Origin of the sequence: Kordiimonas sediminis (genome assembly GCF_014656395.1) — a bacterium.
Lineage (GTDB): Bacteria > Pseudomonadota > Alphaproteobacteria > Sphingomonadales > Kordiimonadaceae > Kordiimonas_A > Kordiimonas_A sediminis.
In genome coordinates this window covers 1,114,351-1,136,950 of the sequence record NZ_BNCI01000002.1, presented here as the reverse complement: position 1 = coordinate 1,136,950, position 22,600 = coordinate 1,114,351, and the positions used below count along the sequence as shown (strand labels likewise).

Here is a 22,600-nt window from a genome sequence, read left to right as displayed (position 1 = left end):
GATGACACATCAACCCGCGATAATTTTGGTTCGGCCCCAGCTTGGTGAAAACATCGGTAAAGCTGCGCGTGCCATGCTGAATTTTGGTCTGACAGATATGCGTTTGGTCGCGCCGCGTGACGGTTGGCCAAATCCAGATGCGGGTCCAAGTGCATCGGGTGCTGATATTGTGCTGGATCAGGCGCAAGTATTTGCTACCGTCGAAGAGGCTGTAGCTGACTGCACACATGTGTTTGCTTCCACTGTGCGTGAACGCGGCATGGCAAAACCGGTCGTAACCCCGCGTGAAGCTGGCAAGCGGATGCATGCCGCAATTGCTGCCGGCACACGGCCTGCAATTCTGTTTGGCCCGGAGAGATCTGGGCTCACGAATGATGATGTTGTCTGTGCCGATACTATTCTAACTGTTCCGGTTAATAAGGATTTTGGAAGTCTGAACCTGGCGCAGGCAGTTATCCTATGTGCCTATGAGTTTGATCAGTGCCGGGATGAAACACCTGATGTTCAGCCCGCTTATGAAGACGGTGTTGCTAGTAAGGATCAACTGATCGGTTTGATGCAGCATATGGAGCGGGAGTTAGCGGCCAAGGGGTATTTCAAGTCTGAAGATCGCCGGGATACCCAAAGACGTACACTGCGTAATCTTATTCAAAGTGCGGCCCCATCACACCAGCAGGTGCAGACGTGGCGCGGTATTATCAAATCACTTGCGCGTCCGGATGCGCCAGACAGCTCTGATACATAGTTCACGCCGTCGCCAGCTGTTCCGCTGGCGGTGGTGAATGGTTGTAGGGCATTTACCCGTTTAGAAGGCGCGCAACCTTTGGTGCGAAATAGGTCAAAATTCCATCAGCACCCGCACGTTTGAATGCCAGTAGCGATTCCAGAACGACGGCATCTTCTGCCAACCAGCCATTTTGTGCGGCGGCTAGCAACATCGCATACTCTCCAGATACCTGATAGGCAAATGTCGGAACGCCGAATGTGTCTTTTACTTCCCGAATAATGTCCAGATAAGGCATGCCGGGCTTAATCATTACACTGTCTGCCCCTTCGGCAATATCCTGTTCTACCTCGCGGATTGCTTCCAGTCGGTTGGCAGGGTCCATCTGATAGGTCTTTTTGTCACCTTTCAGCACGCCCGTACTGCCAACTGCATCCCGGAAAGGGCCATAGAAGGCAGAGGCATATTTGGCGCTATATGCCATAATTTGAACATGGCTAAAGCCTGCCTTATCCAATTCTGTGCGTATGGCGCCAATTCTGCCGTCCATCATGTCGCTTGGGGCAATGATATCTGCGCCTGCCTCGGCCTGTAGAACAGACTGCTGCACAAGTATGCCAACTGTTTCATCGTTCAAGACTTTGCCGTCCTGTACCAGGCCATCCTGTCCGTGGCTTGTGTAGGGATCAAGTGCGACATCAGCAAGCAGGCCAATAGACGGTACCGCGTCTTTGATGGCCCGCATGGCATTGTTGATAAGATTATCCCGGTTCAGCGCTTCGTCACCATGTTCACTTCGCAGTGTATCAGGCGTATTGGGGAAAAGCGCGATGCACGGAATGCCTAGGTCTGCCGCTTCTTTTGCAGCGTCTACCGCTTTATCAATACTGAGGCGATTTACACCGGGCATGGATTTCACGGGTTCGGTGATGCTAGTGCCTTCTTTTACAAAAATCGGCCAAATCAGATCATCACACGTAAGAGCGGTCTCTCTGACCATGCGTCTTGACCAGTCTGAAGCGCGAGGGCGTCTTAAGCGAGTTGCAGGAAAGTGCGTCATAATTGTTGGCCTTACTGTATTTTACTATATCGTCCGTGGTCTGGTTATTGTATTTTGATGGATCAAATACAAGCTCGTTTACGATTTTGTTAGAATTTTAAGTTTAATAATCCGTTAGTACTTATGTTAAATAGATATAAAAATTGTCAAAAATGTCGAAGCATCAAGTTAATGAAGAGAATATAGCATGAACGAATATGATTTTAATGACCCAAAATTTCTGTATCTGGATATTTTGTCACTGATGGAGCGCCTGCACCGTCGTCTTCTTGATGTTATTAAAAATCACCTGGAGAGGATTGGCCGCGAGGACCTTAACCCTGTTCAGGCACTGCTGATCTATAACATTGGCGAAAACGAGATGACAGCAGGGGAGCTGAAAAGCCGTGGATACTATCAGGGCTCGAACGTTTCCTATAATCTGAAGAAGCTGGTAGAAATGGGATACCTTCGCCATGAACGATCAGATTATGATCGCCGTGCTGTGCGCATCAGTCTGACAGATTCCGGGTATGAAGTGCGCGAACTGGTTGATAGTTTATATAAACAGCACCTGAAAGAATTGATGGAAGATCAATTGATGACAGCTGAGGACCTGAAGTTGTTGCGCCGCAATCTCCGTAATCTGGAACGGTTCTGGTCAGACAAAATTCATTTTGGCCTGTAGTGAATTCGTAGGCACATCATAAATGTGCTGACTGATATAGATCAAAGTCCTATATGTTTTCCTGCGACAAAATGCTGCAAAATGATAGCTGGACCTTTTCGTTATGATTGCGTAAAGAGTTTTCTGTCAGTATTATGACATGAAATAGTACCGGATGCGTCAGGCGCGGGAAACACAAGACTATGGATTATGAAAAGATATTTTCAGACGCAATAAAAGCCATTCGTGACGAAGGGCGGTATCGCGTTTTTGCAGACATTACCCGTCACCGCGGAGATTTTCCGCGGGCGACACGCCATGACGCGGGCGACAATGCTCGTTCGATCACTGTTTGGTGTTCTAATGACTATTTGGGAATGGGACAGCACCCAAAGGTTCTTGAAGCCATGCACACTGCGCTGGATGAAACGGGTGCTGGCGCTGGAGGGACCAGAAATATTGCTGGTACGAACCACTATCACGTGCTCCTTGAAAACGAACTGGCTGACCTGCACGGTAAGGAAGCAGCGCTTCTCTTTACTTCCGGGTATATCTCTAACGAAGCGACGCTTTCAACAGTGGCTAAACTGCTGCCAGGTTGCGTGATATTTTCAGACGAGCTTAATCATGCCTCTATGATTCAGGGGATTCGTAACAGTGGTGCTGAACGGCATATTTTCCGCCACAATGATTTGGACCATCTTGAAGAATTGCTTATGGCTGCTGACCCTCTCGCGCCGAAGCTGATTGCGTTCGAATCTGTCTATTCAATGGATGGTGATATCGCACCAATTGAGAAGATCTGTGATCTTGCCGATAAATACGGTGCCATGACGTATTTGGACGAGGTGCACGCGGTTGGGCTGTATGGTCCTCGTGGTGGCGGTGTATCTGACCGGGATGGTCTTGCTGACCGTTTGACCATTATTGAAGGTACGCTTGGTAAGGCATTTGGCGTTATGGGTGGCTACATTGCGTCATCCAAAATGTTGGTAGATGTTGTACGCAGCTATGCATCCGGTTTTATCTTTACAACAGCTCTTAGCCCTGTGCTGGCAGCTGGTGCATATGCAAGTGTAAAACACTTGAAAGGATCCTCAGCAGAGCGTGAGAAGCATCAGGAACGTGCTGCACAGCTTAAAAAGCGTTTCAAAGAAGCGAATTTGCCGGTAATGGACAGTGAAAGTCATATTGTCCCTGTCTTCATTGGTGATCCAGTACTGTGTAAGGAAGTTTCGGATATCCTGCTGAATGAATTCGGGATTTATGTGCAGCCAATTAACTACCCAACCGTGCCAAAAGGGACAGAACGTTTGCGATTTACTCCTGGTCCGCTGCATGATGACAATGTGATGGATGATCTGGTGCGCTCTCTTTGCGATATTTGGGAACGCCTGAACTTGGTTCGGAAAGCTGCCTAGGGGGCAGACATGGCTTCAACCCCACAAGATGTTATTATTGAATTTATCACAATCGGCAACGCTGTTAAGGTTACAGCGGTATGCACGGTGACGGGCAGGGAAGTCAGTATTGTTGGGGACCCTAAGGCGTCCAAAAAGGAACTGGAGAACCTGGCAGTTCGAAAACTTGCTTATGTGCTTCAAAAAGACGCTGAGAAGAACGCTCCAAGTGGTGGTAAAGGAATTCTGGCATAGCACCAACTGTGAAGTATCATGCAGGCTAAGGGTTCTCTGAGAAAAAAACGCCTATTAAATTAGGCGTTTTTGTTTTTTCCTAAGCCAATTTTCTTCGCGAATTGAGATCGCTTGGCTGCATAATTAGGTGCAACCATGGGGTAGTCAGCAGGTAAGCCCCATTTGGCGCGATAATCTTCTGGTGACATACCATACTGCGTACGCAGATAGCGTTTCAGCATTTTAAGTTTTTTGCCATCCTCCAGACAGATAATATAGTCATCGAAGCATGATTTCTTGATCGGTACGGCGGGTTTTTGGGGCGCCGCATTATCTTTATGGGTGTCGACCAGTGTGTTCAAAGTCTGATGGACGGTTTTGATCAGATCAGGAAGGTCAATGGTCGCCACTGTATTGTTACTTACATAGGCTGCAACTATTTTTGTAACCATTCCTGCAATGGAATCTGAGGTGGGCAAGCTTACTTGGTTTTCCCTCATTAATTGACACTCCAACACGTTGGTAATATTCGAATTGTACAAATTTTTGCGCAATTTATTTTAAATAAGATGTTATTTAGTTCTGACAATTCAACAAATTAAAGGCAATTACTTTATGGTATTAATAATCATTTGTATTCACGCCTAAATTTATCGAAATCATCCTCCTTAATTATTTTATTAGTAGTCTTTGAATTACTAACAATTAGTTTAAGTCAAAAAAAATTAATTAAAACAAGGTTCTAATTGTTAGTTTATTTGGCATTAACTATAATGACATGAATTGAATCGATTCTATCTAAAATTTCAAAAAACGGTACGGAATGAGTTTTTTTGTCATGTCGCCTCTGAAAGATTACGGGGTGACAGACGTCTTTTAGGGTGTTTGCCTTTCTGCCGTATTTGGGGGCAGGTATGTAATCAACATGCCTGCCTGGAATATGGGGTAAGGTTACTGCGTTGTAGTTGCGGTTATCGATAATAGTTATGGGGTTCGTAATATCTTCGTAAAATAGGATATAGGTTCTTGGGTTCATGAAATACTTGTGTTATGAGGCTCCAAGACCGCTCTTTAGGGGCGTTTCAGTCAATTCGTGAGAAGGAATGCCTAATGTCTCACTCAAAAATTATTGCTCTTGCCAGTGACCATGCAGGGTATCAATTAAAAAGCTATTTAAAGTCATATGTTGAAGAACAAGGGTATGAAACCCTTGATCTTGGAACCAATGGTTCAGAGTCAGTGGATTATCCTGACTTTGGGCAGGCCATGGGCGTCGCAATCGCCGACAAACAGGCTGATTTCGGGATTTTGGTATGTGGATCAGGGATAGGGATATCCATTTCTGCCAATCGAAATCCTGCTGTGCGTGCGGCACTATGTCATGACGGCTTGTCTGCACGTCTGTCCCGGCAACATAATGACGCAAACGTTCTTGCCCTTGGCGAAAGGTTGATTGGTATTGAAACAGCAAAAGACTGTGTCGATGCATTTCTATCGACTGAGTTTGAGGGTGGCAGGCACCAGCGCCGCATCGATAAAATGTCTTAACACTTCTCTTTCCCGGTATTTTATTACGCTAAATTTATAAGGATACTATGATGAGCAACTTTACCCCTGAGGGCTTCTTCACAAAAACTCTGGCTGATGCCGATCCTGCACTTAAATCATCAATTGATAGCGAACTTAATCGTCAGCAAACGCAGATTGAATTGATCGCATCTGAAAATATTGTAAGCCGTGCTGTGATGGAAGCACAGGGTACGGTGCTTACGAATAAGTATGCAGAAGGATATCCTGGGCGTCGTTATTATCAGGGGTGCGCGTACGTTGATGTTGCCGAGCAGTTGGCGATTGACCGTGCCAAGGAGCTTTTTGGCGCTGCTTACGTGAATGTGCAGCCACATTCCGGTGCACAGGCAAACGGCGCTGTCATGCTTGCGCTGACCAAGCCTGGCGACACAATTATGGGAATGTCTCTTGATGCCGGTGGACACCTGACACACGGTGCACCGCCTGCACTGTCCGGGAAATGGTATAATGCTGTCCAGTACGGCGTTTGTCGTGACACTGCCTTGATTGACTATGACCAGGTAGAGGCGCTGGCGAAAGAGCATAAGCCAACAATGATTATTGCTGGCGGCTCTGCATACCCACGTGAGATTGATTTTGGTCGCTTCCGCGAGATTGCAGATGCTGTTGGTGCGTATCTGTTCGTAGATATGGCGCATTTTGCGGGACTGGTTGCCGGTGGGGAACATCCAAACCCGGTCGAAATTGCTGATGTCGTGACAACAACCACACATAAAACTCTGCGTGGTCCGCGTGGCGGCATGATCCTGTCCAAAAGTGAAGAGTTGGGCAAGAAGCTAAATAGTGCAGTATTCCCAGGCTTGCAGGGTGGTCCACTGATGCATGTTATCGCCGCGAAAGCAGTTGCTTTTGGCGAGGCATTGCAGCCAGAATTCAAAGAATATGCGAAGCAGGTGAAGGCAAATGCTGTTGCTCTCGCGGATCGTTTGAAAGAAAACGGTTTTGATATTGTCTCTGGCGGCACTGATACACACGTTGTTCTGGTCGATCTGCGCCCGAAAAAAATTACGGGTAAAGCAGCGGATGAAGCGCTTGAGCGTGCACATATGACCTGTAACAAAAACGGCGTGCCGTTTGACCCAGAGAAGCCATTCATTACGTCTGGTATCCGCCTTGGGACGCCTGCAGGCACAACACGGGGTTTCAGTGAAGCAGAGTTCATCGAGATTGCCGATTTGATTACCGAAGTGATTGACGGTTTGGCAGCGAACCCAGAAGATAACAGTGCTGTGGAAGCAGCTGTGCGTGCAAAGGTTGAAGACCTTTGTAAGCGTTTCCCGATTTACACGGACCTTTAATACAGTCTAGAGTATGGCCGCCGAGTAGCTTTTGGTGCTTGGTGGCCATAGTATTTTTTCGGGGTAATCTTTGGGGGAGCGAAGGGGAAGTTAATGCGGTGCCCATTTTGTCAGAATGAAGACACGCAGGTAAAAGACAGCAGGCCAACGGATGACAAGTCTGCCATCAGACGTCGCAGATTCTGCGTAGCATGCGGTGCTCGTTTTACAACTTTTGAGCGGGTTCAACTGCGTGAGTTGACTGTTCTGAAAAAGAATGGTCGTCGCGTACCTTTTGATCGAAACAAGTTGGAACGCTCACTTGATATTGCTCTCCGTAAAAGGCCAGTAGAGGCCGAACGTATTGAGCGTATGATTAATGGTATTGTGCGTCAGCTTGAATCAATGGGTGAGAGCGAGATAGACTCAGAGGTAATCGGACGCCTGGTTATGGAAGGGTTAGACGGGCTGGATCAGGTGGCATACGTGCGATATGCGTCTGTTTACCGTAATTTCCGTGAAGCGTCAGATTTTGCCAACTTCTTGGGGAAAATGTCAGAGGTTTCAGAGGAATAAAGTCATTGACCCTTTTTTCCGACATTGATGTGAAATATATGCGCCAGGCTCTTAGCCTGGCGCGTCGCGGTTTAGGGCTTGTGGCTCCTAATCCGGCGGTTGGTTGTATATTGGTGCAAGGAACAACTATTGTTGGACGCGGTAATACCAAGCCGGGTGGCCGCCCTCATGCTGAGACCGTTGCGCTGGACCAGGCTGGCTCTGCAGCAAAAGGATCAACCGCTTATGTGACGCTGGAGCCGTGTTCGCATACTGGACAGACTGGCCCGTGTGCGCAGGCTCTGGTAGCCGCGGGTGTTGAACGAGTTGTCGTTGCTGTCGGTGACCCTGATCCGCGTGTCAACGGCCGCGGTATTGATATGCTGAAGGCGGCTGGCATCCAGGTGGATGTTGGTCTGCTGGCAAAAGAGGCACGTGACATAAATCTGGGTTTCATGCTGGCAAAAGAAGCTAACCGTCCGTCTTACACGCTGAAAATGGCAACAAGTATGGATGGACGGATTGCGACGAAAACTGGTGATAGCAAATGGATTACCGGCGCGAAGGCCAGAAATATGGGCCATGCGCTGCGGGCGAACCATGATGCTATATTAATCGGTATTCGTACGGCCCTGAAGGATGACCCTGATCTCAGCTGTAGGCTTCCGGGGCTATCAGGCCGTTCCCCCGTTCGTATTGTACTGGATAGTAAGCTGCGTCTGTCTACTGATAGCAAGCTGGTGTCATCAGCGCAGACCGTACCGGTTTGGGTTCTAACGTCTGCCAATGTTGGTTCCGATCATGCTACGGCGCTGATCAGTCACGGTGTCAGGCTCATTTCTATTGAGGATACGCGGGACATTGTTGCTGTATCTGCGTGTTTGGCAGACAATGGATTGACCCGTGTTCTCCTGGAAGGGGGCGGGCAAATACATGCCAGCTTCATGAACGCAGGTTTTGTAGACAGAATTGAGCATTTCATCGCTCCTAAGATACTGGGCGGTGACGGCATTGCTGCAATCGCGGGCTTTGATTTGACTGTACTTGAAACAGCACCACACTATAATTTGATCACGAAGATGCCAATTGGGATGGATTTACTTGCATCCTATGTGAAGTCGGAGTAACTGAACCCCATGTTTACTGGAATTATTACAGATGTTGGCGAAGTCATTGCGTTGGAGCAGCGCGGCGACTTGAATATTAGAATTAAAACATCTTATGACCTTGCTGGTGTAGATATCGGTGCCTCTATCGCGTGTTCAGGTGTGTGCCTGACGGTGGTTGATAAGGGTACAGACTGGTTTTCTGCTGATGTGTCGGATGAAACACTTCGTGTAACTACCTTGAAAAATTGGGAAAAAGGCACACTCGTAAACCTGGAGAGGTCTTTAAAGGTTGGTGACGAACTGGGGGGGCATATCGTTACTGGTCATGTAGACACTGTTGGTGAAATTGTTACCTTTGATGACGTTGGTGGATCTGTTCTGATGGAAATATCAGTGCCCCAAACGATTGGAAGGTTCATTGCCAAGAAAGGCAGCGTTGCGATTGAGGGGGCATCCCTGACAGTTAACGAAGTCGTTGATACCGCAGACAGCGCCACTGTTTTTTCAATCAATTTGATTCCGCATACACAGGATGTTACCAGCTTTAAAACTATGAAGACTGGCACAGAGGTCAACGTAGAGATTGACGTTCTGGCCCGGTATGTATCGCGTTTGAATAATAAGGATTAGATATGCCCCATAATTTTCTGTCCCCCATTGAAGATGTCATCGAGGATGCCAGAAACGGCAAAATGTATATCCTTGTTGATGATGAAGATCGGGAAAATGAAGGTGATCTGATCATCCCTGCGCAGATGGCGACACCAGAGGCTGTGAATTTCATGGCTAAGTATGGTCGTGGCCTGATTTGTTTGCCAATGACGGCAGACCGTATCGCTGCACTGGGTTTAGAGCCGATGAGCAGTAATAACCAAAGTCGCCATGAGACCGCTTTCACCGTTTCTATCGAAGCCAGAGAAGGTGTATCAACGGGTATTTCTGCGGCTGACCGTGCGCGCACTATTGCAGTTGCGATTGATGGTTCCAAGGGCGCCGCGGATATTGCTACTCCTGGACACGTGTTCCCACTGACAGCAAAAGAAGGCGGCGTATTGGTTCGCGCAGGACATACAGAAGCATCTGTCGATATTTCGCGTCTGGCAGGGTTAAACCCGTCTGCTGTTATCTGCGAGATCATGAATGATGATGGGACAATGGCCCGGTTGCCGGATCTGGTAGAGTTCGCAAAAGAACATGGATTGAAGGTTGCCACTATTCGCGACCTGATCGCGTACCGTTTGAAATATGACAATCTGATCAAACGCATCGCGGAAACCACCATGCGGCGTAAATCCGGTAAAGAGTGGAATGTTTTTGTCTATAATTCTCCGGCAGACCGTCGGGAGACGGTAACAATGGTATTGGGCGACATACAGCCAGACGAGCCAACTTTATGCCGGATGCATGCCTTGAACCCGTATGAGGATCTGGTCGGCATTGATAGCCCAAGAACGGGGCAGTTGGAGCGTGCTTTCAAGGCTGTTGAAGACGAAGGCAAAGGCGTGGTGGTTCTATTCCCAGGCATGACGGTCCAGCGACCATCAGAACAAATCAATGCCGAGCCAAAAGCAAAAACCAAAGAGGCAGCGCTTAAGGACTACGGTATTGGCGCACAGATTTTACGGGACGTAGGCGTTCGCAAAATGATTTTGCTGTCTAATACACCGTCCCATATTGTTGGTCTTGAAGGATATAATCTGGAAATCGTTGATCAGCGTATCATCCCGGCATCCTAAAGAAAGTAATATTTGTTATGAAAATATTGATTGTTGAAGCACGGTTTTACGGTGATCTGGCAGACGAAATGGCTGCTGGCGCGATTGAGGCGATTGAAGCATCTGGTGGTACGTGGGACCGCATTTCTGTGCCGGGTGCACTTGAAATTCCAGCAGCTATCAAGCTTGCACACGACGGCGATAAGGTAGCCTACGATGGGTATGCGGCTCTGGGCTGTGTGATCCGGGGTGAGACGACACACTATGATTATGTATGTGGGGAAAGTGCACGGGGTCTGCAGGATCTGGCACTTCAGCATAATATCGCTATAGGTAATGGAATCTTGACCGTTGAAAATGCTGATCAGGCATGGGCACGGGCAAACCGTAGCGAGAAGAATAAGGGGGCTGACGCAGCGAATGCCGCAATTTGTATGGCAAAGCTGAAAACTGAATTTGGAGTGAAAAGCTAATGACCCAAACACCAAAACAAGGCGGCCCCAGAAGCGCAGCACGTCTGGCTGCGGTGCAGGCACTGTATCAACTTGATCTTTTTGTCGATCAAAAGCCTGTTTTTGTGATTGAAGAATATATCAAGCACCGGCTTGGGCAGGAAATCGAAGGTGATCTTTATGTTCACGCTGACGAGAAACTTTTTGCCGATGTTGTCGAAGGCGCTAGTGGTCGCAGGGACGAACTGGATGGCCTGATCACACCAAATCTTTCTGCTGATTGGTCTTTGGACCGTATTGAAGCAATCGTGCGCGCAATTTTACGTGCGGGCAGCTACGAACTGGTTGCACGTCCAGATGTGCCAACACCTGTCATTATCAATGAATATGTCGACGTTGCTCATGCGTTTTTCGAACGGTCAGAAGCTTCTTTCGTCAATGGTGTTCTGGACAAAATCGCCAAGTCCGTGAGGACCTAAGGAAAAGAGATCATGTCAGGTGAGTTCAAGCGGATCGAAACTTACTTCAGGCCGCTTGCTGGGCTTGAAGGCTTGTCGCTGCTTGATGATGCTTCCCTGATTTCCCCGCCCGAGGGAGTTGATCTTGTTGTTACCAAGGACATTCTGATCGAGAATGTCCATTTTCTCTCAAGCGACCCCGCCGATACTTTGGCTCGGAAGGCATTGGCGGTGAATCTCTCAGACTTGGCAGCCAAAGGGGCAGACCCTTACCTTTACTATTTAGGGCTGGCTGTGCCCAGTGGGGTTTCTGATGACTGGTTCGCGGCATTTGCGCAGGGGCTTGCAGACATGCAGGATACATACAGCCTGTCGCTCGCAGGGGGGGATACGACCCGCAGTCCGGATGCAATTATGCTTTCCATAACCTTGATTGGGACCGTTCCAAAAGGCGGCATGATCCAGCGGTCAACAGCACGCGTTGGTGATCTGGTATGCGTATCAGGCACGCTTGGAGACGGCGCATTGGGGTTGTTGGCAGCGCAGGGTAACATTCCGGCGAACCAGCATTTGCTTGAAAACTATCAGCGGCCGGTGCCGCGGCAGGACATGGTCCCGATTATCAGGAAGGTTGCTACTGCGTCTGCAGATATTTCTGACGGTTTGTTGGCTGACCTGGGGCATATTTGTACGGCATCTGGTGTCGGCGCAGTTGTTCGGCAGGCAGCGTTGCCAATCTCGGATGATGCAAATGCTGTTCTTGCTTCAATGCCAGAGTATAGACCTCTTATCTGGTCTGGTGGCGACGATTATGAATTGGTTTTCACAGTGCCTGCGCAATATAGAGCTGAACTTGAAAGCGGCCATGCAGCGGTTTCAATCATTGGGGAAATTATTGACGGGGCAGAGGTGACCCTTCTTGATTTGGATAATAATCCCGTTAAGGTATCGCGCAGTGGATTTCAGCATTTTTAACGAGCAAGGATTAAAGAGTGTCCGAAGAAAATGAAAAAGGCGAAAGTTCTGGCAGTAGCAAACTGCTTCTGATCGTAGGGCTTGTATTAGGGCTAGGTATCGGTGGGGCTGCGGTATTCTTTTTAATGCCTGAAGATGATGGTAGCGAAACTCAGGAAGTTGCAGAAGTTACGGCGCCTGAAGATCTGCAGGTTGTAGAGTTTAAAGAGGTCCTTATCCCTATTTATATCAAACGGGATGGACGGTCTGTTTTCATTGGTAATTATACTGTCGACTTATCTATCGAAGTGGACGGCACGGCAGCTGTTGACAAGGTGACAAGTATGGAAAGTCGCTTAAAGCATGAATTTATTGCGACAATCAGTACTGTCAATCTGATGCGTGAAGACAGCGGTGCCGAGCTTGACTTTGAAAAAGCATCAAAAGTCTTGAAAGAAAAGGCCGAGGCTGTAGTAGGCAAGGGGGTCATTTACGACTTGACCGTTACCAAGGCTATGCGAATTTCAAGATAGTCTTACTGCGATTTGTGAATAACGTTTTTGAGGGTGTCTTCTGAACAAGGCACCTTTTTTCTTGTGCTTTTGATCTGTGTTTCAAGCAGCAATAGAAACTTGCCGTATTTTGGGTTCAAAAAAAGAGTCACTTGCCAGACTGGTTTTTCACTCATAAGGTGAAAGGGTCGTATATCTCCGGTATTGGGATTAGTTGGGGGAGGTATTTCGACTGTGTAACAGGGGCGGAGTTTGTCATGAAGACGATACATACGGCTGTTGCCGGCCCTTGTTAAGGTAAATATACCTTTTAAGGGGGAATCCATGGAAGTACTATATGTATCCATAGCTTGTGGTCTCTTGGCCGTGGTCTATGGCGTAGTTACGCGTGCAAGAATTCTGTCTGCGAGTGCAGGTAGTGAGAAAATGCAAGAAATCGCCGGGGCTATCCAGGAAGGAGCTCAGGCTTATTTAAACAGACAATATAAAACAATTGCTGTTGTTGGTGTCGTTGTTGCAGTAGCGCTTTTCGTTGCTCTGGGCATGTATCCAGCGATTGGATTTGTTATTGGTGCCGTTCTTTCCGGCGTTGCTGGTTACATTGGTATGCTGATCAGCGTTAAGGCTAATGTCAGAACGACAGAGGCTGCCCGTACAAGCCTGCAGGCTGGGTTGACGATCGCGTTTCAATCCGGTGCGGTAACAGGCATGCTGGTGGCGGGGCTCGCGCTTTTGGCGGTTGCTGGCTATTATACGGTACTTATAGGGCATCTGGGTTTTGCATCCAGTGACCGCACCGTAATTGATGCACTTGTTGCCTTGGGTTTTGGGGCATCACTGATTTCTATCTTCGCGCGTTTGGGTGGTGGCATATTCACCAAAGGTGCGGATGTTGGTGCTGACCTTGTGGGCAAGGTCGAAGCGGGTATCCCGGAGGATGATCCACGTAATCCGGCTGTGATTGCTGACAATGTTGGCGATAATGTCGGTGACTGTGCGGGGATGGCTGCGGACCTTTTTGAAACGTATGTAGTGACCATCGGCGCTACTATGGTGCTGACGGCGCTGTTTGTCGCAAATGGTGCTGGTGATATTATGCAGTTGCCGTTGATCATTGGCGGTGTGTGTATTATCGCGTCTATCATTGGTACATTTGCAGTTCGCTTGGGCAGCAATAATTCCATTATGGGGGCCCTGTATAAAGGCTTTATCCTTACGGCTGTGCTTAGTGCAGGGGCAATGTATTTTGCGATGCAGTGGGCACTGGGTGATATGGCGACAGTCTATACTGCCGGGTCTTCATCCATCACAGGTATGTCGCTGTATATATGCGGCATTGTTGGCCTTGTAGTAACCGGGCTGATAATCTGGTTGACGGAATATTATACAAGCACAGAGTTTCGTCCTGTTCGGTCGATCGCAAAAGCGTCCGAAACTGGTCACGGTACTAACGTAATCCAGGGGCTAGCCATTTCAATGGAGGCAACAGCTTTGCCTACAATTGTGATTTGTGCTGGCATCATTGTCGCCTATTCAACTGCGGGTGTTCTGGGGCTTGGTTTTGCTGCTACTGCCATGCTTGCTCTTGCCGGAATGGTGGTTGCGCTTGATGCATATGGGCCTGTGACAGATAATGCCGGTGGCATTGCTGAAATGGCGGGTCTGGACGATGAGGTCCGTGGCCGGACAGACGCGCTAGATGCTGTGGGTAACACAACAAAAGCGGTGACCAAAGGGTACGCAATTGGCTCGGCAGCGCTTGCGGCGCTTGTGCTTTTTGGGGCCTATACGGCAGACCTGAATATTTACTTCCCGGATGTGGATGTGAATTTCGAGCTTTCTAACCCGTATGTAGTTGTTGGTTTGCTGCTGGGTGCTTTATTGCCGTATTTGTTCGGTGCACTTGGTATGACCGCGGTAGGCCGTGCAGGTGGTGAAGTTGTAGAAGAAGTACGGGCACAGTTTAAAGCAGATCCTGGGATTATGGCAGGAACGTCCAAGCCAGATTATGCACGGTCAGTTGATATGTTGACCAAAACGGCAATCAAGGAAATGGTTGTACCGTCTCTGTTACCAGTGGCTGCGCCGATTGTGACTTATTTCATTATCAATGCCATTGCCGGGCAGGGACAGGCATTTGCAGCCGTTGGTGCCTTGCTATTAGGTGTCATTGTGGGCGGACTGTTTGTTGCTTTGTCTATGACTGCCGGTGGTGGTGCGTGGGATAATGCCAAGAAATATATCGAAGATGGCAACCACGGAGGTAAAGGATCCGAAGCTCATAAGGCAGCGGTTACGGGCGATACTGTTGGTGATCCTTATAAGGACACGGCAGGCCCGGCAGTGAATCCGATGATTAAGATCACAAATATTGTCGCACTGCTGTTACTGGCGATGTTGGCGCATAGCTAGGGCACAATTTGGAATTATGGCAAAAAGAGAAAAGCCCCGGTACAGCCGGGGCTTTTTGTATCTGACTGGTAGGGTGGCTTAGCCGTTCGGGCCACCACCATTTGGACCGACACCGCCGGAACCAACAGGCGCAGAACCAGAAAAGCGACCAACATTCATGAAGATTTGCTGGAACACATTCATTTCGCGGCCACGGGTAGGTGTTTTGTCGCCCACAGGATTAACAACGCGTCTGTCATTCATGTCATAGTTACGAACATCATCAACAATACCGCTATCATTAAAGCTGATGGCTAGAACGCGGTGTTCTTTTGCATCTGGCCAGAAAACGGGACGCACGCGCACAGTGGTAGAAACATAATACCAGATGTTATCGTTGAAAGACGCACGCATAGTAGGGCCACCAAGTGTGCCGATCACAGACTGTCTATTGTCAACACCGGGCTGAATGGCGTCCGCTAGTTCTTTGTCAAACACATAGCCACGCACCATTCTGGTGTTTCCACATCCGGCTACCAAAAGTGTGGACGCGATGCAGAGAGCGATCCCAGCTTTTTTGGTTATTCCGGTTTTTTTACTTAAAAATGTCATGCGCAACTTTCTTCCGTATTTGTCTTCTTCATTGCATAGAATCTTTGAAAGTGATAGAGCCAGCCAAATGACGAAAGGTCAAGGGCTCAATTGGCATATACTTTATGTTTCTATGCTATTTTGTCAATTTGGCTGATACTGACAGAAAATTTGGGCAATAAAAGGACAAAGAATGTTTAAATGGCTTTTCAAGTCATCTCATAACAAGGTTTTAGCCTACAGCCTATATACCAGACTGGTTGAGCAATCCAGAGAGGCGGTTTTTTATGAGACGTATCACGTATGTGACACGTTGGATGGCCGTTTCGATATGATTGTGCTGCATATGTTTCTGTTCCTGCGCAGGCTGGAAAGGGAAGGTCCTGAAACACAGGATATCCGGCAAATGATGATGGAAGCAATCATTGCAGATATGGACAGAGCTATTCGTGAAATAGGTGTCGGTGACATGGGGGTTGGTAAACAGGTCAAGAAACTTGGAGCCGGGCTGCTTGGACGGATCGATGCTTACGGGAAAGCATTGGACGCAGCGGACAAAGAGGCACAACTCGAAGCCGCTCTGATTAGAAATCTATACCGTGATGCCGAAGAACATTCCGCTGGCATGATGGTTGTCTATATGATGAACCTTGATAGCTGGTTACAATCAAAGACCAAAGAAGATCTGCTGGTGGAAAATCTGGATATGCCATCAGTTGAAAATTTACTTGGCAAAGAAGCATAGATAAAGGGGATCACAGCGATGTCTGATACATATAGTTTTTCAAAAGTTATTCGTGCTTCTGAGGTAACTTCGAAGCCGGAGAACTTTCACATTACCGCCAAACCAGAAGATTTGAATGCGATTAAGGACCGGTTGCTAATTGTCGATATTGAAAGTCTTGAAGCTACTGCATCTGTGTCCGCGGTGAAGAACAGCAAGGGAATCGAAATCAGCGGCGAGATCAAGAGCCGGTTAACACAGGAATGTGTGGCTACGGGTGATCCTGTCCAGGAAACTGTGGATAGTCCATTTTCGCTGTTGCTGTTACCCGCAAATGAAGTCGAAGTCCTGGATGCCGAAGAAGCATATATGGACCCGGATGCACCGGAATATGATGTCCTTGAAGGTGATGATGTTGACCTGGGGGAAGTGATCGTACAGACCCTTGCAGTAACAATGGAACCATATCCAAGGGCAGAGGGCGTTGAGATTAGCGCGGCAGATATTGCAGGATTATCAGTGAATGAAGAGGCTGAAGGTAAGCCTAACCCATTCGCGGCGCTTAAGAATCTGCATAACAAAACTTGAAGCTTTTTGTAAAATCTTTATGTTTTACAGTAATTGGGACGCTTGAGAATTAGGCTCAGGTAAGATTATACTCCGATTTTAGCCCGTATACTCAAAGGGTTACTATCTTGAATGGAATGATTTTGTGTCAAAAAATATAATAATTGCAATAGACGCAATGGGGGGAGACAACGCGCCTAAGGTGGTGATCGAGGGAATGTCTCAGGCGCGTACATTATACCCTGACACTCGGTTTTTGGCCTTTGGGGATGAGGCAATTATCGGTCCTCTCGTTGCGCAGCACTCTAACCTTGAAAACAGTGTGGAAATTATTCACACAAGTGAAATTGTCTCCGCAGATGATAAACCTTCGCAGGCCTTGCGCCGTGGACGTCAGTCTTCAATGGGGTTGGCTATTCAGGCGGTAAAAGACAAAAAAGCTCACGTAGCCATTTCCGCCGGGAATACAGGCGCTCAGATGGCGCTGGCAAAGTTTATCCTCAGAACTATGCCCGGGATTGAGCGCCCTGCGCTGATTTCTCCTATGCCGACACTGCGCGGCGAGAGTGTTATGCTGGATCTGGGCGCGAATATCGAATGCGACGCTCATAATCTGGTGCAGTTTGCCATTATGGGGGCCGCATATGTCCGGACCGTGCTGGGGCTTAGCAGGCCTACGGTTGGTCTCCTGAATGTCGGTGTTGAAGACCTGAAGGGTAAAGAGAATATCCGTCAGGCAGCGGAAATACTGAAGGCGGAAGAGCATCTGCATCTGGAGTTTAGCGGTTTCGTTGAAGGTAATGCAATTGGTGCAGGTGATGTAGACGTTGTGGTAACAGACGGCTTCACCGGAAACATCGCTTTGAAAACAGCAGAAGGTACGGCGCGGCTGGTGAGTGAACTGTTGACGCGTGCCTTTACCAGCAGTACTTCCACAAAAATCGGATACCTGTTTGCCAAACGTGGTCTGCAGTCGCTTAGAAGCCATATGGACCCCAACAATCACAATGGAGGTGTGTTCCTTGGACTTAATGGACTGGTTGTTAAAAGTCATGGCGGCGCAAATGCTAACGGCTTTGCGACGGCTATCTCCACGGCGATTGATATGGCTAAAAATGATCTGATTCGTCTAATCTCAGAAGAGTTGGCACAAACTACCGAGGTGGGCCAAGAGTGTGGGGACGATAGCTAATTCCCCTTATGAATTAGTGTCATACTTAAAAAGTAAACTATAAGTCATTGCAATATCAGGGCAATGCAGTGTTGGTGTTTGACTCTTTCTTCCGGTTGTTATAAATTTTAACAAAGGAAGTCAGCTATTCTTTAGAAGGGAATTAAGATGTCCAACAAAACGCTTACGCGTGCTGATCTGACCGAAGCTGTTTACGAAGCTGTAGGCTTGTCTCGTAATGAGTCATCAGAGCTGGTAGAATCTGTTCTGGGTACAATTGCAGATCGTCTGGTAGATGGTGAAAATGTAAAAATTTCTTCATTTGGCAGCTTTCTTGTTCGCCATAAAAATGGTCGTACAGGCCGCAACCCAAAGACTGGCGAAGAAGTTCCTATCGACCCACGCCGGGTTCTTGTTTTCCGTCCAAGCCAAGTCATGAAAGACCGTATCAATAACTAGGATGTCTTGGTGATTGGTGGTTTAGAGTGCTCTTGTTGGCGGCAGGCAGGCTGGCAATTTCTGATATCAGGATGAGCGTTCAGAGTTTCAAGTATTAGGCAGGATAATAGGGTGTCAGACCAAAGCGACACACAAGCGACTGATCGCTCAGGCAAGGCGCGAGAAGCATTCCGCACCATATCAGAAGTTGCGGATCAGTTAGACTTGCCGCAGCACGTCCTTCGTTTCTGGGAAAGCAAATTCAGTCAGGTAAGGCCTTTAAAGCGCGGTGGTAACCGGCGCTATTATCGCCCTGAGGATGTTCGTCTTTTGGTGGCGATCAAGCATTTGTTGCACGGAGAGGGGTATACGATCCGTGGAGTGCAGAAATTGTTCAAGGAACAAGGCTTGAAGGCGACAATTGCACAGGCACTGGATGAACCGCTGGATGCCGATGCGTTGAAGAGAGTGCAGGGTGTCAAGGCTGCGCCGTCCCTGATGGAGGCGAATTACAGCCCGGGGGGTGAGGCTGTTGGCAAAAAGCAAATTTTGGAATCTCCGACCGTTCAATCAGCGCATACCTATGGCAGCCGTCACGAAGATACTTTAGCGCCAGCACCTTCGGTTACTGAGCACGGTATAGCGCAGGACGTTGCGGGTCAGTATTCTCAGGAGTCTCCGTCACAGGATTCTGCATCACAGGAAAAGAAAAAAGAGTTAAGCGATCTATTGAAAGAATTGCGCTCTATCCGTTCAGAACTGACCTAAGTAACTGTGATTTTTGCTTATTATGATTTAGGGGATACTTTGTAGGCACAGCGTCTCGCGCCACTGACTTTATGCTCGGTACGTTCAACGTCCGCGATACCCTGAAACAAAGACTTGAATATTTCTAACTCCTTGTTGCACAGGCCGGTACATACCTTGGCGGCCTCGCAGATGGGGCAGTGGTTTTCTATGAACAGATACCCGTCATCTGTTTCAATTTTTTCAGCCATGTAGCCCTCTTTTGACCGTACGGTCGATAAGGCATCCAACCGATCCCCTAATGATGTTTCCTGAGACAATTCTTTCTCATAGACTTTGCGCTGGGTTTCGCTGCGCTGATCAATCAGTTTGTCCAGGCCTTCTTGCCCAAACAGTGTTTTAACACCCTCAAGGATATCAAGGCTTAGGTCCCTGTGTGCATCCGGGAAAAAAATGTCAGCCTTTTGAGTAAGCTCCCAACCTTTGCTGGGTCTACCGCGCCCTGATGCCGACATTTGGCAGCAAACTACGACGCCTTCTTCTTCCATCGATAGCAAGTGTTGTCGTGCCCCCATATTGGTCATTCCCAGGGTTTCGGCTATTTGCTGCGATGTCTGGACACCATATTTTTTTAATTCAAAGAGAATTTTTTCACGTGTTGTCATTGGGTTAATTACTCCTTGAATAATATATAAACAAAATACTTGATTTATTCAAGGGCGTCTTATATTAATAAATATAGTAATAACTTTATAAAAAAGGACAGCCCCATGGGTCAGGATTTAGCGTGGATTGAATACGGTAGGATACGTTCAGAGGTGTTAACCGAGTCACAGAATAAACAATCAGCGAGGAGCGGCAGCAATGACACATATCTGGACAAAAGCGACATCCATAACAGAACTGCAGAAAACCGGACGCCTTCTCCGGAAAATAGACGGAGTTCAGGTAGCCTTGTTCCAAACGAAGTCGGGGGTGCGTGCTGTATCTAACAGGTGCCCGCATGAAGGTTTTCCGCTTATTGAAGGCACTCTGAACGAAAAGTGCCAGTTGGCTTGTAATTGGCACGGTTGGACATTTGACCTGGAAACAGGCGAAGCAGTGCAGGGCAGGGATGCGGTTAAAGTGTTCCCTGTTCTGATCAAGGGTGATGATATTCTGGTAGATATAAGCCCGGACCCTGTAGAGAAGCAGTTGGAGCGGGCTGACAAAGATATCCGCGAGGCGGTCGATGAGTATGATTACGAACGGCTTGCGCGCGGCCTTGCCCGCCAGGAAAAAGCTGGGGGTGATGGTAATCGAACAACGCTTGATATTCTCGCATGGTCAGTGGACCGACTGGAAAGAGGTTTCGGTCATGCACATGCTGGCTTAGCAGATTGGCTGACCCTCGCTGATGCTTACCCTGATAAGGCCCTGCATGCCAGACTGGAAGCTTATGCGATTTTCTCGTGGGATTGTCGCTTCTCCCCGTTTTCTCCGGTTCCTGAAGGCACCATGCCTTGGGATAGAGAAAAGTTTCTGGATGCCCTTGAACAAATGGATCAGCAGAAGGCAGTTCGCATGGTCCGCGGTGCGGTGGCCTCAGGGCTTGGGTTTCGGGATTTGGAACCAGTCTTTCAGGACTTTGTCTATTCTCATTATGCGGGATTTGGACATCCGGTTATTTTTCTGCAGAAGGCACGTGAGTTAGTGGATAGGCTGGGTGCAGGTGCCGAGAAAGACTTAATGATCCAGCTTAGTCGGTATTTTGTTCTGTCAGCGCGGGAAGATTTAATTCCTGAGTTTAAATCTTTCCGTATTCATTTGCATACGACTGAGGCCGAGACTATTGGGGCACTTCCTGGCCCTGAGACATTGAGCACATACAGTGTACGCGAGCTACACCGTGTCACCGCAGGGGCTATTGAACCGCCCCAGCAAGTATGGGAGACACTTCTTCACGCGGCTGCTTTGCAGTTATTGCGGTTTAAAGAGGAAATTCAGCACCGGACAGATAATCCTGTCGGGCAGAACATTGGTTTTCTTGATTTTACCCACGCCCTGACATTTGCAGAGGCGGGGTATATCCATGCGAAAAAACGACCCGAGCTGTGGCATTCCCTGAATTTACAACTCGGCTGCTTTGTTGGTCGTAACAGTAGCTTTATTGATCCGAACGCTTCTTATGAAGACTATGTGGTTGCGGACGCAGACCTGTATTTAGATCATGTCACAGAGGCTCTGTTCGATATGGATGCGGGGGCGTATATATACAGTGTCCACCGACTTAAATCGATTATGGCTGTGAAGCGGCTGTTGCCGTCTGTCAGTGCGGAGACGGGGAGGGTAGTTGTTGCCGCGCTAAACCGGTATCTATCAATACCGGCAAGGCAGCATCACACCGCACGGACTGTTAATCAGGCCAGAGCAACCGTGGCACGGGAAGGCTAGAAAAAACAGAAACCGCGCATGTTTCAGCTTGCGCCCCATAGTAGCCGCGGCTATAGTCCGCTCCGCTTGTGGTTGCCCCCATTGCCACAGGCGGAATAGATTGTCGGGAAGTAGCGCAGCCTGGTAGCGCACTACACTGGGGGTGTAGGGGTCGCAGGTTCAAATCCTGTCTTCCCGACCAATTAAGCCCCTGCTTTAGCAGGGGCTTTTTCTTTTTCTGTCCCTGATTTGATTTTCTTTTAGGGGTAATTGGGGTGCATGCGAAGGTCTATAGTTGATCTTTGAATAGCAGTTTTCTCAGGTATTCCGGGCTGTTTTCGGCAATATTCGCAAGATAGAGGCATGCCATACTGGTGCGGCGGTCAATTCTTGTTTTTCCGTTTTCCAGTTCGTTGTACTGCTTTCGGCTGATGCCGAGCAAATTAGCTGCTTCATTTTGCGTTAGTTTCCGAACGTTAGCCAATTGAGATATTGATTCAGTACGCCAAGCTTTTAGGTATGTAGGGGTCCAGTAATCAGGATGCTTGTCTTCGCCAGTCATCTCACATATCCCTTCATTTAAGTGAAATGTTTGTTATCTAACCTTAACCCTAGCGTATTCAAGGTGGTGTAATAAATCATTATAGTTGCTCTCTTACATGACATTGTCATAGAAAGCTGAGTTATCTCCTTTAGGAGCCTATGAGTTCCAACCTGATTGGTTGATATGAGTTTCATGAATATCTGTGACTGATTGAAAGTTTTGAAGCAGAAATTAGCCCAGAGTGAGAGCTGTGAAAGAAAACAGGCATGCTTAAATAGTTTGGTCATGCCTGCTTTACATTTTATTTATAGCGAGTTTGTTGAGTTGGG

At 48.1% G+C, this 22,600-nt stretch carries 26 protein-coding genes and 1 tRNA gene; 22 read left to right on the top strand and 5 right to left on the bottom strand.

Going from position 1 to position 22,600, the window contains the following annotated elements; translation table 11 throughout:
• Position 1: 1 nt before the first annotated feature.
• Positions 2–745: an RNA methyltransferase gene (locus IE181_RS12815; RefSeq protein WP_191253539.1), complete on the top strand. Its 744-nt coding sequence runs from the start codon at positions 2–4 to the stop codon at positions 743–745.
• A gap of 52 nt (positions 746–797) precedes the next feature.
• Here IE181_RS12815 and hemB read toward each other — a convergent pair whose 3' ends face one another.
• Positions 798–1,784, bottom strand: coding sequence for a porphobilinogen synthase (hemB, locus tag IE181_RS12810; protein WP_191253538.1), 987 nt, complete (start codon positions 1,782–1,784; stop codon positions 798–800).
• Positions 1,785–1,971: 187 nt separating this feature from the next.
• Here hemB and IE181_RS12805 point away from each other — a divergent pair, with 187 nt between their 5' ends.
• The 3 genes from IE181_RS12805 (at position 1,972) to IE181_RS12795 (ending at position 4,085) form a co-directional block, all read left to right on the top strand.
• The gene (locus IE181_RS12805; RefSeq protein ID WP_191253537.1) at positions 1,972–2,451 is read left to right on the top strand and encodes a MarR family winged helix-turn-helix transcriptional regulator; all 480 of its coding nucleotides are present in this window, start codon (positions 1,972–1,974) and stop codon (positions 2,449–2,451) included.
• 182 nt (positions 2,452–2,633) lie between these two features.
• On the top strand, positions 2,634–3,851 hold the full coding sequence (gene hemA, locus IE181_RS12800; RefSeq protein WP_191253536.1) for a 5-aminolevulinate synthase: 1,218 nt from the start codon (positions 2,634–2,636) through the stop codon (positions 3,849–3,851).
• Between the two features lie 9 nt (positions 3,852–3,860).
• Positions 3,861–4,085 carry a DUF6898 family protein gene (locus IE181_RS12795; RefSeq protein ID WP_191253534.1) on the top strand — a complete coding sequence of 75 codons (225 nt, stop codon included), beginning with the start codon at positions 3,861–3,863 and terminating at the stop codon, positions 4,083–4,085.
• Between the two features lie 59 nt (positions 4,086–4,144).
• Here the strand turns inward: IE181_RS12795 and IE181_RS12790 are convergent, their stop codons facing one another.
• A complete protein-coding gene (locus IE181_RS12790; protein ID WP_229819425.1) occupies positions 4,145–4,516 on the bottom strand; it encodes a Ros/MucR family transcriptional regulator in 372 nt (123 codons plus the stop codon).
• Positions 4,517–5,174: 658 nt separating this feature from the next.
• On the opposite strand from IE181_RS12790, the gene rpiB reads away from it, so the two are divergent.
• The 11 genes from rpiB to IE181_RS12735 all read left to right on the top strand — a co-directional run bounded on the left by rpiB (position 5,175) and on the right by IE181_RS12735 (position 15,098).
• Positions 5,175–5,612: a ribose 5-phosphate isomerase B gene (gene rpiB, locus IE181_RS12785; RefSeq protein ID WP_191253530.1), complete on the top strand. Its 438-nt coding sequence runs from the start codon at positions 5,175–5,177 to the stop codon at positions 5,610–5,612.
• A gap of 47 nt (positions 5,613–5,659) precedes the next feature.
• Positions 5,660–6,952: a serine hydroxymethyltransferase gene (gene glyA, locus IE181_RS12780; RefSeq protein ID WP_373308372.1), complete on the top strand. Its 1,293-nt coding sequence runs from the start codon at positions 5,660–5,662 to the stop codon at positions 6,950–6,952.
• 93 nt (positions 6,953–7,045) lie between these two features.
• Positions 7,046–7,507, top strand: a complete 462-nt coding sequence (gene nrdR / locus IE181_RS12775) for a transcriptional regulator NrdR (RefSeq protein WP_191253526.1) — start codon at positions 7,046–7,048, stop codon at positions 7,505–7,507.
• A gap of 5 nt (positions 7,508–7,512) precedes the next feature.
• A complete protein-coding gene (gene ribD, locus IE181_RS12770) occupies positions 7,513–8,613 on the top strand; it encodes a bifunctional diaminohydroxyphosphoribosylaminopyrimidine deaminase/5-amino-6-(5-phosphoribosylamino)uracil reductase RibD (protein ID WP_229819423.1) in 1,101 nt (366 codons plus the stop codon).
• 9 nt (positions 8,614–8,622) lie between these two features.
• The gene (locus IE181_RS12765; protein WP_191253524.1) at positions 8,623–9,225 is read left to right on the top strand and encodes a riboflavin synthase; all 603 of its coding nucleotides are present in this window, start codon (positions 8,623–8,625) and stop codon (positions 9,223–9,225) included.
• Between the two features lie 2 nt (positions 9,226–9,227).
• Complete coding sequence (ribB, locus tag IE181_RS12760) at positions 9,228–10,331, top strand: 3,4-dihydroxy-2-butanone-4-phosphate synthase (RefSeq protein WP_191253522.1); 1,104 nt, start codon at positions 9,228–9,230, stop codon at positions 10,329–10,331.
• 17 nt (positions 10,332–10,348) lie between these two features.
• Positions 10,349–10,783, top strand: coding sequence for a 6,7-dimethyl-8-ribityllumazine synthase (locus tag IE181_RS12755; RefSeq protein WP_191253520.1), 435 nt, complete (start codon positions 10,349–10,351; stop codon positions 10,781–10,783).
• Complete coding sequence (gene nusB, locus IE181_RS12750; protein WP_191253518.1) at positions 10,783–11,241, top strand: transcription antitermination factor NusB; 459 nt, start codon at positions 10,783–10,785, stop codon at positions 11,239–11,241. Before IE181_RS12755 ends, nusB begins: the two co-directional genes overlap by 1 nt.
• Positions 11,242–11,253: 12 nt before the next feature.
• Positions 11,254–12,195, top strand: coding sequence for a thiamine-phosphate kinase (thiL, locus tag IE181_RS12745; protein ID WP_191253513.1), 942 nt, complete (start codon positions 11,254–11,256; stop codon positions 12,193–12,195).
• Between the two features lie 17 nt (positions 12,196–12,212).
• Positions 12,213–12,707, top strand: coding sequence for a hypothetical protein (locus tag IE181_RS12740; RefSeq protein ID WP_191253511.1), 495 nt, complete (start codon positions 12,213–12,215; stop codon positions 12,705–12,707).
• A 303-nt stretch (positions 12,708–13,010) separates the two neighbouring features.
• Positions 13,011–15,098 (top strand): sodium-translocating pyrophosphatase, encoded by a 2,088-nt coding sequence (locus IE181_RS12735; protein WP_191253509.1) that lies wholly within the window; start codon positions 13,011–13,013, stop codon positions 15,096–15,098.
• A gap of 78 nt (positions 15,099–15,176) precedes the next feature.
• Here IE181_RS12735 and IE181_RS12730 read toward each other — a convergent pair whose 3' ends face one another.
• Entirely contained in the window at positions 15,177–15,689 is a 513-nt protein-coding gene (locus IE181_RS12730; RefSeq protein WP_191253507.1) for an outer membrane protein assembly factor BamE, read from the bottom strand.
• 172 nt (positions 15,690–15,861) lie between these two features.
• Between IE181_RS12730 and IE181_RS12725 the strand changes: the two genes are divergently transcribed.
• From IE181_RS12725 to IE181_RS14660, 5 genes are all read left to right on the top strand, one after another.
• On the top strand, positions 15,862–16,413 hold the full coding sequence (locus tag IE181_RS12725; protein ID WP_191253505.1) for a ubiquinol-cytochrome C chaperone family protein: 552 nt from the start codon (positions 15,862–15,864) through the stop codon (positions 16,411–16,413).
• An 18-nt stretch (positions 16,414–16,431) separates the two neighbouring features.
• Positions 16,432–16,980, top strand: a complete 549-nt coding sequence (locus IE181_RS12720; protein WP_191253503.1) for a DUF177 domain-containing protein — start codon at positions 16,432–16,434, stop codon at positions 16,978–16,980.
• Positions 16,981–17,104: 124 nt separating this feature from the next.
• The gene (gene plsX, locus IE181_RS12715) at positions 17,105–18,151 is read left to right on the top strand and encodes a phosphate acyltransferase PlsX (RefSeq protein ID WP_191253500.1); all 1,047 of its coding nucleotides are present in this window, start codon (positions 17,105–17,107) and stop codon (positions 18,149–18,151) included.
• Between the two features lie 147 nt (positions 18,152–18,298).
• On the top strand, positions 18,299–18,589 hold the full coding sequence (locus IE181_RS12710) for an integration host factor subunit alpha (protein WP_191253498.1): 291 nt from the start codon (positions 18,299–18,301) through the stop codon (positions 18,587–18,589).
• 111 nt (positions 18,590–18,700) lie between these two features.
• Positions 18,701–19,336 carry a MerR family transcriptional regulator gene (locus IE181_RS14660; RefSeq protein ID WP_229819420.1) on the top strand — a complete coding sequence of 212 codons (636 nt, stop codon included), beginning with the start codon at positions 18,701–18,703 and terminating at the stop codon, positions 19,334–19,336.
• Between the two features lie 20 nt (positions 19,337–19,356).
• Here the strand turns inward: IE181_RS14660 and IE181_RS12700 are convergent, their stop codons facing one another.
• Entirely contained in the window at positions 19,357–19,980 is a 624-nt protein-coding gene (locus IE181_RS12700; protein WP_191253496.1) for a helix-turn-helix transcriptional regulator, read from the bottom strand.
• A 199-nt stretch (positions 19,981–20,179) separates the two neighbouring features.
• On the opposite strand from IE181_RS12700, the gene IE181_RS12695 reads away from it, so the two are divergent.
• Both IE181_RS12695 and IE181_RS12690 read left to right on the top strand, forming a co-directional pair.
• Complete coding sequence (locus tag IE181_RS12695; RefSeq protein WP_191253494.1) at positions 20,180–21,748, top strand: Rieske (2Fe-2S) protein; 1,569 nt, start codon at positions 20,180–20,182, stop codon at positions 21,746–21,748.
• Between the two features lie 104 nt (positions 21,749–21,852).
• A tRNA-Pro gene (locus tag IE181_RS12690) sits at positions 21,853–21,929 on the top strand.
• A gap of 87 nt (positions 21,930–22,016) precedes the next feature.
• On the opposite strand, the gene IE181_RS12685 is transcribed toward IE181_RS12690, so the two are convergent.
• Positions 22,017–22,289: a helix-turn-helix domain-containing protein gene (locus IE181_RS12685; RefSeq protein ID WP_191253492.1), complete on the bottom strand. Its 273-nt coding sequence runs from the start codon at positions 22,287–22,289 to the stop codon at positions 22,017–22,019.
• Positions 22,290–22,600 lie beyond the last annotated feature (311 nt).